Source organism: Anaeromyxobacter sp. SG66 (genome assembly GCF_022690805.1).
GTDB lineage: Bacteria > Myxococcota > Myxococcia > Myxococcales > Anaeromyxobacteraceae > Anaeromyxobacter > Anaeromyxobacter soli.
Genome location: NZ_JALCZC010000009.1, coordinates 56,695 through 70,178, shown reverse-complemented (window position 1 = coordinate 70,178; position 13,484 = coordinate 56,695). Strand labels below are relative to the sequence as shown.

General features: G+C 72.0%; 9 protein-coding genes. 3 read left to right on the top strand and 6 right to left on the bottom strand.

Annotation, left to right across the window (positions count from 1 at the left end; genetic code table 11):
* Nucleotides 1-297: 297 nt before the first annotated feature.
* The 6 genes from MNZ39_RS04995 to MNZ39_RS04970 form a co-directional block, all read right to left on the bottom strand.
* The gene (locus tag MNZ39_RS04995; RefSeq protein ID WP_242335398.1) at nt 298-3,099 is read right to left on the bottom strand and encodes a CxxxxCH/CxxCH domain-containing protein; all 2,802 of its coding nucleotides are present in this window, start codon (nt 3,097-3,099) and stop codon (nt 298-300) included.
* Nucleotides 3,100-3,275: 176 nt separating this feature from the next.
* A complete protein-coding gene (locus MNZ39_RS04990; protein ID WP_242335395.1) occupies nt 3,276-5,189 on the bottom strand; it encodes a tetratricopeptide repeat protein in 1,914 nt (637 codons plus the stop codon).
* A gap of 222 nt (nt 5,190-5,411) precedes the next feature.
* The gene (locus tag MNZ39_RS04985) at nt 5,412-5,834 is read right to left on the bottom strand and encodes a hypothetical protein (protein ID WP_242335392.1); all 423 of its coding nucleotides are present in this window, start codon (nt 5,832-5,834) and stop codon (nt 5,412-5,414) included.
* Nucleotides 5,835-5,870: 36 nt separating this feature from the next.
* Nucleotides 5,871-6,296 carry a hypothetical protein gene (locus tag MNZ39_RS04980; RefSeq protein ID WP_242335389.1) on the bottom strand — a complete coding sequence of 142 codons (426 nt, stop codon included), beginning with the start codon at nt 6,294-6,296 and terminating at the stop codon, nt 5,871-5,873.
* A 318-nt stretch (nt 6,297-6,614) separates the two neighbouring features.
* The gene (locus tag MNZ39_RS04975; protein ID WP_242335386.1) at nt 6,615-8,318 is read right to left on the bottom strand and encodes a tetratricopeptide repeat protein; all 1,704 of its coding nucleotides are present in this window, start codon (nt 8,316-8,318) and stop codon (nt 6,615-6,617) included.
* A 120-nt stretch (nt 8,319-8,438) separates the two neighbouring features.
* The gene (locus tag MNZ39_RS04970) at nt 8,439-8,861 is read right to left on the bottom strand and encodes a helix-turn-helix domain-containing protein (RefSeq protein ID WP_242335384.1); all 423 of its coding nucleotides are present in this window, start codon (nt 8,859-8,861) and stop codon (nt 8,439-8,441) included.
* A gap of 351 nt (nt 8,862-9,212) precedes the next feature.
* Here MNZ39_RS04970 and hemA point away from each other — a divergent pair, with 351 nt between their 5' ends.
* The 3 genes from hemA (at nt 9,213) to MNZ39_RS04955 (ending at nt 13,446) form a co-directional block, all read left to right on the top strand.
* On the top strand, nt 9,213-10,484 hold the full coding sequence (gene hemA, locus MNZ39_RS04965) for a glutamyl-tRNA reductase (protein WP_242335381.1): 1,272 nt from the start codon (nt 9,213-9,215) through the stop codon (nt 10,482-10,484).
* Nucleotides 10,485-10,564: 80 nt separating this feature from the next.
* Nucleotides 10,565-12,070, top strand: coding sequence for a sensor histidine kinase (locus tag MNZ39_RS04960; protein ID WP_242335378.1), 1,506 nt, complete (start codon nt 10,565-10,567; stop codon nt 12,068-12,070).
* A complete protein-coding gene (locus MNZ39_RS04955) occupies nt 12,067-13,446 on the top strand; it encodes a sigma-54 dependent transcriptional regulator (RefSeq protein WP_242335375.1) in 1,380 nt (459 codons plus the stop codon). Before MNZ39_RS04960 ends, MNZ39_RS04955 begins: the two co-directional genes overlap by 4 nt.
* The last annotated feature ends 38 nt before the right edge of the window (nt 13,447-13,484 follow it).

Below are 13,484 nucleotides of genomic sequence, written 5' to 3'. Positions count from 1 at the left end.
GAGTCGCGAGCGAACACGACTCGCCGACGGAGGCTCCGAGCCTCGCGAAAAGTCGAAGGACGGTCGCTACCGGTTGCGTGCTGCTGGCACGCTCACATTCGAGGGGCTCTGCATCCACGCCCGATCGGATCGGCCGGCGCGTGCTTCCCTGTTGCGCGTCGCCCGCGGTACCGGTCCTCAGCATCGGCAAACGACGAGCCCCTGGTCGCGAAGGTCGCGATCAGGGGCTTCGTGTGAAACAGGATCAGCAGTTACCGCCTCGAGCGCCAACGACGCGGCCCTCGAGGCGGCTCGCGACTACCCCGCGCCGTGACACGCCAGCGTGTCGCAGGAGGACTGCGACGTCCAGCCGGTGTTGATGACCGTCCCGGTGTAGAGCACGACGTCGCGCCTGCCGTTCACGTGCTGCGTGCTCGTCGTGGCGTGGCAGGCGCCGCAGCCGATGCTCAGGACGTTCACGTGGAAGACGTGCCGGTCCAGGCCGCCGTCGTTCGGCGGATCCCCGTGACAGCTGCCGCACGTCGCCTGGCCCTGGCCGACCTTCGTCCAGATCGGGGTGGGGTTCGAGCCGCCGTTCGCGCCATGACAGTAGGTCGACGCGCAGGTCGCCGTCGTACGGTTCCAGGACGTTCCCGTCACGCCCTGCGTGGCGACGCCGGTGAACGTGACCGTGGCGGTCGCGGCGTCGACGTGGCCGGGCGTGAGCGCGTCCGCGGGCTTCGGGTGGCACACCGCGCAGTCGATGGGCGCCGAGTTCGCGGTGCCCTTCACGTGCGTCGCGTGCGCGCCGATGCGGACGTTCGTCGTGCCGCTCTGGACGTTGTTACCCCACGTCGCACGCGGCGGCGCGGCGACGCCAGTCGCCTTGTCGCCGTGGCACATGACGCAGCTGTTCCACGCGGGCCGGTTCACGCCGTCGTGGCAGGACGCGCAGCTCACGCCGGTCGAGCCGCCGGAGAGGTCCGCGCCGTGGCACCACTGGCAGGACGCGAGCCCCTGGTTCGCCGAGTACGCGTGGAACTTCGGGCTCGAGGTGTTCATCCAGTCCGCGTCGTGGCCGCTCGCCGCCTGGATGGTGCCGTCGATGTGCTTGCCGCCGGCGCTCCTGGGCACGATCGCGCCGCTCGCGGAGACGGTGTCGGGGTGGCAGGGGTTGCAGCCGGCGAGGTTGCTCGACACAGGCGGATGGACGTCCGCCGGCGGCGGGACGCCGTGGCAGGTCCCGCAGTCGGCCTGGCCCGTGCCGGTGCTCGTCCAGACGGGGGACGTCTTCGACCCGCCCGACAGCGTGGCGCCGTGACAGTACGTCGAGGCGCAGCCCGCGGTCGCGCGGTCGAAGGTGGGGGTCACGCCGGTCGGCACCGCCACGCCGGCGAACCTCACCGTCGCGGTCTCGCCGTCGATGTGGCCGGGCGTGAGCGCGTCGGCGGGCGTCACGTGGCACACGCTGCAGTCGAAGACGGCGCCGTTCGCTCCCTGCGTGACGTGCGCCGTGTGAGCGCCGGTGCGGACCGGATCGGCCTGGCGTCCCCAGGTCGCCTTGGGCGGCGCGCCCGTCGCGTTGTCCGTCCCGCCGTGGCACATCGTGCAGTTCGTGGCCCACGGCTGCCCGGGGCGATCGTGGCAGCGGCCGCACGAGCCGCCGAATCCGGTGCTGCCGTCGAGGTTCTGCCCGTGGCAGACCTTGCACGACGAGAGGCTGCGGACCGCCGTGTTGGCGTGGAAGTTCGACGAGGTCGTGTCCATCCACGAGGCCTCGTGGCCACCGGAGAACTCGATCGCGCCGTCGAGGTGCTTGCCCCCCGACGACGGCGAGATGAGCGCGCCCGTGGCGGAGATCGTCTGGGGGTGGCAGGCGTTGCAGCCGGCGAGATCGGCGGGAACCACCGGGTGCGGCGCGGGCGGCGGCACGCCGTGGCAGGTCCCGCAGTCCGCCTGGCCCTCGCCGACGCGCGTCCACACCGGCGCGTTCGTCGCGTTGCCGTTCTGGAACGCGCCGTGGCAGTAGGCGGTCGCGCAGCTCGCCGAGGCGGGCGCGAAGCCCGGGTCCTTCGCGGAGGTCTTCCAGACGCCGTCGGCGCCCGTGTAGCCCGTGAGCTCGACCTGGCCGTCGAGGTGCGTGGCGTCGAGCACGGTGCCGGGCTTCGGGTGGCAGAAGCTGCAGTCGAACGCGGGCGCGAGCGCGCTGCCCCGCACGTGCTGCCGGTGCGCGCCGACGCCGAGCGCGGTCGTCGCGGTGTTGCCGGCGAGGTCCTGCGGCGGAGCGCCGGAGGGATCGGTGGCGTCGCCGTGGCAGGTGTTGCAGGTCACCGTCCAGTCCTTGCCTCCCGCGAACGCGTCGTGGCAGCTCGCGCAGACCACGCCCGTCACGTGCGGCTCCCCCTTCACCGCATGGCAGGCGAGGCACGCCCGAACGTCCTGAGCGGCGGCGGCGCCGTGGAGCGACGGCGAGGCCCAGCCCTGCGGGTGCTTCGCCTCGGGGCGCACGTCGACCTGGCCGTTCACGTGCTTCCCCGTCTCGACCCGGATCTTCCCGTCGGAGCCGACCGTCTCTCCGTGGCACGCGGCGCAGGACGTGATGTCCGTCGCCGCTCCGGGGGCGAGGCTCGGGTGCGTCGCCGGCACGGGGTTCCCGGGAGTCCCGTGACAGGCGCCGCACGCCACCGCGGCGCCGTCCAGCGCGGTCCAGACCGGGGACGTGGTGGCGGTTCCGCCGTGGCAATAGACGTTGGAGCAGGTCCCGCTCGAGCGGTCGTAGGCCGGCGAGGCGCCTCCCGCGCGCGCGAGCGCGCCGAACGAGACGTCCACCTTTCCGTTGCCGTGCTGCGACTGGTCCGTGCGCGGGTCGAGGTGGCACTCGGAGCAGGCGAGGGCGCCGGCGAGCGCGCCGGCCTCGACGTGCGCGGAGTGCGCGCCCGCACGCGAGGGGTCGGACCCGATCATGCGGGGCGGCGCGCCGGTCTGGTTCTGCTCGCCGCCGTGACAGCGGGTGCACTGGGCGGTCTCGGCGCTCTTGCTCTCCTCGATCGTGCGAGCCTGACACGCGAGGAGGGTGATGAGAGACGCCCCCAGCAACGGGACGATGAACGGGCGCAGCATGGCCATCTCGAAGCCCTCGGAATTACGCAGGCCGTTTGCACGCACCGGCAGCGCTGCCTTTGCGTGTGACCCGGTGGAGGTCGCCCCAGTGTACCTGCCCCTGAGCGCGGTACAACTGGGGCAAATCGCTTGATCTGTGTCACGCGCAGTGCCGACGCCGACCGCCGGCGCGCGGCTCAGCGGTTCGAGAGCTGAGCGACGTAGGCGGAGAGCTGCCGCGCTCGCTCGGGCGCGAGCCGGCTCAGCGCAGCGGTCTCGCGCTGCGCCGCCGCGTAGTTCCCCACCATCGCGTACGACACGCCGAGGTTGAAGCGCGCCTCGGCGTTCTCGCTCAGCCTGGCCGCGGCGGGCTCCAGCCGCGCGATCGCCTCCGCAGGGCGACCGAGCCGGTTCAGCGCCGCCGCATAGTTCGCGTACGCCGCCGCGTAGTCGGGCCGCAGCGCGATGGCTCGCTCGAAGAGGGCCGCGGCCTCGGCGTAATCCCCCGACCTGTCCATCAGCAGCGAACCCAGGTTGAAGTAGGCGTCGGGGTACTCCGGCGCCTGGCGGATCGCGGCGCGGAACCAGTTCGCGGCCTCCTCGTCCCGGCCCAGCTTCCGCAGCGCGGCCCCGATGTCGCTGTAGACGTCCACGCGGGTGGGGTCGGCGCGGTTCGCGTTCGCGAAGGCCTGGAGCGCCTCCTCGTGCCGACCCGCAGCCGCGAGGGCGAGGCCGAGGTTGTGCGCCGGCCGGACCTTTGCCGGCGACTTGAGCGCCGCGTCGCTCCAGAGGGTGATCTCGTCCTTCCAGACGCGGTTCCGCGCGAGCGTGAGGCCCGCGAGCACGACCGCGACGAGCGCGCCCGCCGTCATGAAGGCCCGCGGCTTCCAGCCGAGCCGGCGCGAGAGGAGCGCGCCCGCGGTCGCGACGGCCGCGAAGGCGCCAGCGGAGGGCAGGTAGACCCGGTGCTCGAACATCACGTCCACGATCGGGATGAGGCTCGACTCCACCGAGAGGGCGAGGAAGAACCAGACGATCCCGAACGCCACCAGGCGCCACGCCGGGTCGAGCGGGCGCGCCGCGGCGCGGGAGGTGCGCCGGAGCAGGAAGGCGGCGAGCGCGACGAGGCCGAGGAGCAGCACGCCGCAGCCGACCACGGGGAGCGAGAGGAAAGAGCGCTCGATCGGAACGTCGTGATCCACGTTCTGGCCGAGCGGCAGCACGAGCAACCGGAGATAGCTCGCGACGACCGGAAGCTGGGTGGCGAGGTAGTCCGACCGGGAGAGCTCCGTCTGCACGCGCGCGACGTCGCCCGCGGCCGAGAGGACGTCCGACAGCGGTGTCCCGACCCCGAGCCGTCCGAGCGGGATGATGGGGAGCGTCGCGAGGAGCGGCGCCAGGAACCTCGCGCGCAGGGCCACCGGCGCGTCGAAGAACACGAGCTCGTAGGCGATCACCGCGAACGGCAGCGTGAACGCGATCTCCTTCGTCTTCATCGCCAGGAGGGTCGCCGCGAGGATGCCGGCCCATGCCGCCACGTTCCGCGCGAGGGGCAGGGGACCCTGATCACGCCGCAGGCGCCAGCGCGCGTACTGGAGCGTCGCGAGGAGGCAGAAGAGCGCCGCGAGCGACGTGAACCGCTGATAGACGTAGGTGACGGCCTGCGTCTGTAGCGGGTGGGCGACGAACGCCGCCGCCGCCACGAACGCGATCGCCCGGGACCAGGAGACCACGAGCGACCCGCGGAGGCGCGGGGTTCCGAACGTCGTCGCGACGAGCGCGTAGACGACGAGCGCGTTGACGGCGTGGATCGCGATGTTGACGAGGTGGTACGCGGCGGCGTCGGCTCCGCCGAGCCGCTCGTTCAGCGCGAACGTGAGGTACCCCACCCACCGGTTCTCGTGGAGGATCCAGCCCGGATCCGCTGCGAACGCCGTGAGGTCCCGCCGCAGGCGCCCGTCCCCGATGATGCCGAGATCGTCGAAGACGAACCCCGCGCCGAACGCGTTGGCATAGGCCGCGAGCGCGAGGACCACGAGCATGACGAGCGGGAGCGCGCGCTGCAGGAGGGTCGCCGCGGCGGAGCCAGACGAGTGGTCGGAGGCGGCCATCGGGGAGCGTCTTTCATCCTGCGGGGAGCCGCCGACGAGGACCGTCGTCGAGCGCGACCCGCGGGGCGACGATAGCATGCGCCGGCGCGCGTCCGGAGGTCACTCGACGAGCGCCGGCCCGCATGTCGGGTGATGGAATGCAGCCTCGCGGGCGGGCGCGAAAAAGGCTCGGGCCGGCGGGATCGCTCCCGCCGGCCCTCGCTGCTTCGGTCCCACCCCCGACTACTTCTTCTCTTCCTTCCGGGCGGCGATCTCCTTCTCGAGGCGCTCGAGCTCCGCCGTCGCCTTCTCCTCGTCCGCGCCCTCCTTCTCGCCGGCCTTGCCGGTCAGGTGCGCCTCACCCGGCGTCCACCCCGGCGAGACGGTCGAGGCGAGCTCGGTCGCGCCGCGCTTCACGCCGCCGGTGAGCTTCTTCACGAGGGCGTTCGCGAAGAGATAGAACCCGATGAACGGCAGGAACATCAGGAACACGAGCCCGGCGAGCGGCACCACGGCGAGCACGAGCAGGAACGGCAGCCTCAGGTACCTCGCCGTCGCGTCGCCCGGAAGCCGTCCGCCCTCGGGCGGCACCACCTCGACTCCCCACCGCCTCGGGCTCCAGTAGTAGCCGCTCTCGACCTTCGAACCGCCGGTGTGCCGCGTCATGATCGCCTCCTCGCGTGCTCGGGAACCGTGTCCGCGCTAGCTCTTCCGCTTGTCGCCGATCTCCTTCTCGAGGGCGTCGAGCCGCGCCTCGGCGCCCGTCGGCCCCTTCTCCTCGGTCCCGGCGCCCTCCGCGGGCTTGCCGGTGAAGTGCGCCTCGCCGGGCTGCCAGCCGGGGCTCACGGTGGACGCCAGCTCGGTCGCGCCGCGGTGGAACATGTTCACGATCGGGCTCACGAGGGCGCGGGCGAAGATGACGAACCCGATCATCGGGAGGAACATGAGGAAGGTGAGGCCGAGGATGGGGATGAGCGCGAGGGCGACGACCGTCGGCACCTTCATCCACTCGCCCTTGCCCTCCGGCAGCCGGTCGCCGTCCTTCGCGATGGGCTCGACGTGCCACTTGATCGCGTTGAAGTAGTAGCCGCCCTTCACTGCGCTTCCGCTCTTGAACTTGTTGGCCATGGTGTTTGGCTCCTTTCGATGCTCAATCTCGCTCAATCACGGCCGAACCGAAATGCGGACGAATGCCCAATCGTGAGGGAAATAGTCCGGTCTGCGGCCGGCGCGTCGCCCGAGAAGAGCAGCGCGCGGCGCCGGAACGGGCCGGTCGCGGAGGCCGGAGCGAGGTGGGGTGGCGAACCGGCGTCTTCCGTCGCCCGATGCCGGAGCGGACACGCTCCGACTCCGGAGGAGACGTGGGGCGAATTCCCGATGCGCGGGATAGCCGCAGCGGCCGCGGCAACCTGCCGCAACGCGAAGCGTGCGGCTCCCTCGGTGGGGTTACTTCCCCTCGGAGCGCAGCCGCATCCCGAGCTGCATGTGCTCCCGGGCGAGGTCGATGCGACCCTTGCGCCCGTACGCGAGGCCGAGGTTGTACTGCGCGTCCGCGTCGCTCGGCAGCAGCGCCACCGCGAGCTCGAGGTGCGCGATCGCCTCGTCGACCTGCCCCTTCTCCACGAGGGCGACCCCGAGATTGTTGTGCGCCTCCACGTACTCGGGATCGGCGCGCAGCGCGAGCCTGTACTGCGCGATCGCGGCGTCCACGTCGTGCTTCGCCATCAGCGCCTGGCCGAGGTTGAGGTGCGGCCTGGGCTTGCTCGGAGCCTTCGCCGCCGCGTCGCTCCAGAGGGAGAGCTCGCTCCTCCACACCTCGTTCCGCACGAACGTGGTCACGGCGAGGACGAGGACGATGGCGCCCCCGACGGCGAGCGCGATCGCTTTCGCTCGCGCGTCCCCGGCGCGGGCCACGACGAGCGCGCCACCGGTCGCGAGCGCGGCGAAGAGCCCCACCGACGGCAGGTAGACGCGGTGCTCGAAGAACACGTCGCCGATCGGGATGAAGCTGGACTCGACGGAGAGCGTGAGGAAGAACCACGCGATGCCGAGCGCGACGATCCGGGCGGCGGGATCGAGCGGCGCCGGTGCGCTCGCGCGGGAGCGCCGGAGGAGCCACACGGCGAAGCCCGCCACCAGCGCCAGCAGCGCGGCCGCTGCGATGACGGGCCCCGCGAACGGGCTGGTGAAGAGGGGGAAGTCGTGATCGACGTTCTGCCCCACCGGGACGAGGACGAGCCGCAGGTACGTCGCGACGGCGGGGAGCTGCGTGATGAGGTAGTCCCAGCGCGAGTGGTCCGTCTGGTTCGTCACCGCCGCCGCCTGGGCAGCGAGGCTCGCGGATCCCCCCAGATCGATCATCGTGAGCGGGATGATCGGGAGCGTGGCGAGGATCGGTCCGACGTACAGCGCGCGCCTCCTCGCGTCGCCCTGGAACAGGACGGCCTCCAGGAGCGCGACGCTCAGGGGCAGCGTGAACGCGATCTCCTTCGTCTTCATCGCCACGATCGTGACGGCGAGGATCGGGACGTACCCCGCGACCGCTCGGAGCGCGCCCGGCGGACGCGCCTCCCGCACGATGCGCCAGCGCAGGTAGAGGACGACCGCCAGGAGGTAGAAGGTCGTCGCGAGCGACGCCATGCGCTGCGCGACGTACGCGACCGCCTGCGTTTGCAGCGGGTGCGCCACGAAGAGCGCCGCCGCGACGAGCGCTATCCAGTGGCCCGAGTCCGCGAGCGCGGACCGCTTCAGGGCGGTCGTGCGAAAGAGGAGGCACACGAGCGCGTAGGCGAGCGATCCATTGAGGAGATGGATCGCGATGTTCACGACGTGATAACCGGCGGGATCGAGGCCGCCGACCGCATGGTTCAGCGCGAACGAGGCGAAGGCCACGACGCGGTGCGGGCTCGCGCGGTACCCCGCCGAGCTCACGAAGTAGTTCGAGAGATCGCGGATGACCGGGTTGTCGACGATGAACTGGAAGTCGTCGAAGACGAAGTCACCCCGGAAGGCATTCGAGTACGCCAGGAGCCCGAGGGTGACGAGCGCCGCGACGGCGACGAGATGGCGACGAGCCGCAGCAGGGATCTTCGGTCGCGACGGCATCGACCCTGGCGTCACGTCCTTGGAGATGGGTCGCGGAAGTGTCATCGATACGGTTGGATTCGGTCGCAGGGACGGCAGCATACACCCGCGGTCGGGGCTCTGGACCGGCCCGGCGCCCGCCTGGCGCCGCACGCCGCGAGCGAGTGACCCGCCTGCCGCGGCCGCTCACCTGAGCCGCTGTCCGCGTTCGCGCCGCGTCAGCCCGAACTGCGTGAGCGTGCGCTCCACGCTGCGCACCGAGACCTCGTGCCCGAGCCCGGCGAGCTCCTCGGCGATCGCGACCGCGCTCCGCTCCGGCTCTCGCAGGCGAGCGCGGACGATGTGGCGGACGACCTCGAGCGGGCGCCGCCACGCGCTGCGCGGGCCCGGCGGCCGGGCGATGAGCCCCTCGAGCCCGTTCTCCCGGAAGCGGCGAAGCTTCTCGTAGTAGGCGCTGCGGGATCTGCCGAAGCGGGCCAGCACCTCCTCCAGCGGAGCGCCGCTCGTCTCTCCCTCGATCAGCATGAGCAGATCGAGGGAGGCCCCGTCGCTCGCGGGTAAGGAAAGGATCCCGCCGGGGCCGCGGATGACGTTGCTCTCGGGCTTCATGTAACTGGGGCTCCTCCGGTCCGTCCGGCCGATGCTGGCGGCAAACTGCCGCGGGAAAGCAAGGCGGGTGCCGCACCCAGGGTCACGAGATGTCAAGGGAAATCCCGTAACCGATGGGTGACGATTGGGGATCTCACCCACCGTGTTGGGGCAGGTACCCCAGCCGTGCCCCACGCACGCCCCGCGCGCCGGCTGCCCAGCGCGCATGCAGGGGTTTCGCCTCCCTCGGCCGTGTGGGAGGTAGCGCGCAAGGCTTGCGCAGACCGGCTCGGGACTCCTGGGAAATCTGGCGGGGATACGGGGGGCACGGCGCTTGCTCGCGTGGCCCGGAAGATCGCGAAAGGAGCCGCCGTGCTCGTCGCAGTCGGGCTCAACCAGAAGGGCGCAACCGTGGCGGACCGCGAGGTGCTCGCGCTGTCACCGGACGACCTGCAGCCGGCGCTCGCCAGCTACGCGGCGCTCGACGGCATCGAAGAGGTCGCGGTGATGTCCACGTGCTACCGCGTGGAGATCTTCGCCGCGACGCGCTGTCCCGCGGCCGCGACGCTCGCGCTTCGCCAGGCGCTGAACGCCCGCGCCGGCAGGGAGCTGCCGCTGTTCGAGGTCCAGGGCGAGGAGGCGTTCCGGCACCTCGTGCGCGTGGCCTCGAGCCTCGAGTCCGCCATCCTCGGCGAGCCGCAGATCCTCGGGCAGTTCAAGGACGCGTTCCAGCGCGCCATCGAGCTCGGCGTCGCGGGCAAGGAGCTCACCGCGGTCCTGAACCGGGTGCTGGCCGGGGCGAAGCGCGTCCGCACGGAGACCGCGGTCGGGCGCGCGGGCATCTCCTGGGGGAACGCGGCAGCGACCCTCGCCGAGAAGGTGATCGGCCCGATGCAGGGCCGGCGCGTGGTCGTGGTCGGCGCCGGCGAGATGGCGCGGCTCTCCGCGCAGCACCTCCGCGACCAGGGCGCCCGGATCGTCGTGCTGAACCGCACGCTCGCGAACGGCGAGGCACTCGCGCAGGAGGTCGGCGGTACCGCTCGGCCCCTCGACGCGCTCGAGGAGGAGCTCGCGGAGGCGGACGTCGTCGTGTCGGCGGCCCCGGTCGCGCCCGCCGCGTTCCAGCCCGAGGCCATGGCCCGGCTCTCGCGCGCGCGGCGGCGGCCCATCGTCCTCGTGGACCTCGCCGTCCCGCGGGCGATCCCTGCGGCGACCGGCAACGTGCGCGACGTGTACCTCTGCGACGTCGACGACCTCGATCGGGTGATGAAGGCCGCGATGACCGAGCGCGTGGCCGCGGTCGCCGAGGCCGAGCGGATCATCGCGGACGAGGTCGCGAAGTACGTGCGGGCCGAGGCGGAGCGCCGGGCCGCGCCGCTCATCCAGGAGATGCGCAGCCGCGCGAGCGCGATCGCCCGCGAGGAGGTGGAGCGCACCCTCCGCAGGCTCGGGGAAGATCCGGAGCTCGAAAGGAGGCTCGACGCGATGGCCGGCTCCATCGTCTCGAAGATCCTCCACGCGCCGAGCACCAAGCTGCGCCAGGCGGTGTGCGAGGGATGCGCAGGAGAGGCGCTGGTCGCCGCCGCTGTCGAGATCTTCGAGCTTTCTGCCGACATCCGCGTACATCGCGGAAACGCTGCGTGAAGTGCCGCCGGGGACGGCGCCTTCCCGTCCGTCGCTGTCCTTGCAATGATGGCGGTGGGCCGAACGTTGTCCCCTAGCGGATGAATCCACTCGAACGCCTCTTCAAGCGGCTCGACTCGAGCATCCGGGCGCGCATCCTGCTCCCGACGGCGCTCCTGTTCGCCTTGACGATGGCGGCGATGGTCGCGGGGGCCGTCCACCTCTACGGCTCGGACATCGAGCGCGGACGCCGCGAGCGCGCCCAGATCTTCACGGAGATGGTGGCGTCGGGCGTCTCGAACACCATGCTCTCGGGCCAGCCGAACGCCGTCCCGGCGCTGCTCGGGACCCTGATGGCGCACAACAGCGAGCTGCTCGCGGCGAGCCTCGTCGCGCCGACCGGCTACATCTCCGTGTCGACCGCGCCGGCCCTGATCGGCGCGGTGCCGTGGCCGGATCTCCGCAAGTTCGAGACCACGACCGTGGTGCAGTCGCCGAACGGGAACGAGCTGGAGTACGCGGTCATCCACCCGATCCCGAACGCCACCGCGTGCGCGCGCTGCCATGGGACCCACTCGCCCGTGAACGGCTGGCTCGACCTCCGCTTCAGCCGCGATCCCATCGAGCTGTCGGAGTCCCGCCTCGCGAAGACCCTCCTGTTCGCGGCGTCCGGAGCGCTCGTCTGCCTGCTCGCCATCCTGCTGTGGCTGCTCGGGCGCGAGGCCGTGAGCCCGCTGCAGCGCCTCGTCGCCGCGATGAAGCGGGCCGAGGCCGGCGAGCTCACGGTGCGCGCCGACGAGGGGCGCTCCGACGAGCTCGGCACCGCCGCCCGGGGGTTCGACGCGATGCTCGCCGCCCTCCGCCGGAGCCAGGCGGAGCTCGAGGCGTTCTACCGCGAGCGGATGGTGCGGGCGGACCGGTTCGCGGCGGTCGGCGAGGTCGCGACGGGCCTCGCCCACGAGATCAAGAACCCGCTCGCCGGGCTCTCCGGCGCGCTCGAGCTCCTCGCGGAGGACCTCGCCGAGGACCCGCAGCACGCCGAGGTGGTCGGCGAGATGCGCCACCAGGTGCAGCGCCTCACGCACACCATGGAGAGCCTGCTCAGCTTCGCCCGGCCTCCGAAGGCGAGGCTCCGCTCCACCGACGTGAACGGCACGCTCGAGAAGGTGCTCTTCCTCATCCGCCAGCAGTCGCGCAACGGCGTGGTCGTGGTCGCCCCGGAGCTCGCGCCGGAGCTGCCCCCCGTGCTGGCCGATCCGTCCCAGCTCGAGCAGGTGTTCCTCAACATCTGCCTCAACGCCTGCCAGGCGATGTCCGCCCAGGGGAAGGGGACGCTCACGGTCCACTCGCGGATGGGCGACGGGAACGTCGTCGTCGAGATCGCCGACACCGGTCCCGGCATCCCCACCGACCTCCGCGCCCAGGTGTTCAAGCCGTTCTTCACGACCAAGCGCGAGGGGAACGGCCTCGGCCTCGCGATCTCCGCCCGCATCGTGGCGGAGCACGGGGGGCACATCGGTTACCGCTGTCCGCCGGATGGAGGGACGGTGTTCACGGTGACCCTGCAGCTGGCGCGCCCCGCGCGCGCGACGGAGCACGCCGCATGACGATCCCCTCGGCCCGCGTCCTCGTCGTGGACGACGAGAAGCTGATCCGCTGGTCCGTGTCGGAGCGCCTGCAGCGCAGCGGCTACGAGGTGCTGTCGGCCGAGTCGGGCGAGCAGGCGCTCGAGATGCTCGCCGCGAACCCGCCCGACGTCATGCTCCTCGACGTGCGGCTGCCGGGGATCGACGGGGTCCAGACGCTGCAGCGCGCGCTGGCGGACAACGCGGACCTCATCGTCCTCATGATGTCCGCCCACTCGACGGTCGACATCGCGGTCGACGCCATGAAGCACGGCGCGATGGACTTCCTCGTGAAGCCGTTCCCGTTCCAGGCGCTCGACGCCGCGGTGGAGCGGGCCATCGCGACCGCGCGCACGCGCCGGCAGATCGCGGCGCTGGCGAGCGAGCGCCGCGGCGGGACCGCGCTCGAGGCGATCGTCGGCGCGTCGAGCGCGATGGAGCAGGTGCGCTCGATGATCTCGCGGCTCGGCGCGTCGGACACGACGACGGTCCTCATCGAGGGGGAGAGCGGCTGCGGCAAGGAGGTCGTCGGCCGCGCCATCCACTTCCAGAGCGCGCGCGCCGAGCGGCCGTTCCTCCAGGTGAACTGCGCCGCCCTCCCGGAGCACCTCCTCGAGTCGGAGCTGTTCGGGCACGAGCGCGGCGCCTTCACCGACGCCCACGCCCAGAAGCGCGGCCTGTTCGAGAGCGCCGAGGGCGGCTCGGTGATGCTGGACGAGATCGGCGACCTCCCCCCCGGCGGCCAGGCGAAGCTCCTGCGCCTGCTCGAGAACAAGACGTTCCGGCGCGTCGGCGGCGTCCAGGAGCTGCGCAGCGACGTGCGCGTCATCGCCGCGACGAACGTCGACCTCGAGCAGCGCGTCGCGGAGGGCCGGTTCCGCGCGGACCTCTTCTTCCGGCTGAACGTCGTCCGGATCGTGGTCCCGCCGCTGCGCGATCACGTGGAGGACGTCGGCGCGCTCGCCGCGCACTTCATCGCCCGCTTCAACTCGGAGATGAAGCGCCAGGTGCGAGGCGTCACGCCCGCCGCGATGGAGCTCCTCAAAGCCTACCGCTGGCCGGGCAACGTCCGCGAGCTGCGCAACGTCGTCGAGCGCGCCTTCATCCTGCACGCAGGGGTCGAGGAGATCCGCCCCGAGCACCTCAGCCCCGAGCTGCGCCGCGCCACGCCGTCCAAGCGCGCCGACAAGCTCGTCCCGAGCGTCACGCCGGACGGCCTCGTGCTCGACGACGTCGAGCGCAAGCTCATCGTCGAGGCGATGGAGCGCGCGAGCGGCAACCAGTCGAAGGCCGCCCGCCTCCTCGGCGTGTCGCGCGACACCCTCCGCTACCGGCTGAAGAAGCACGGCATCGGGTAGCCAGCCGCCCACGACTCGCGGCGCTGCGCTGGGCCTCC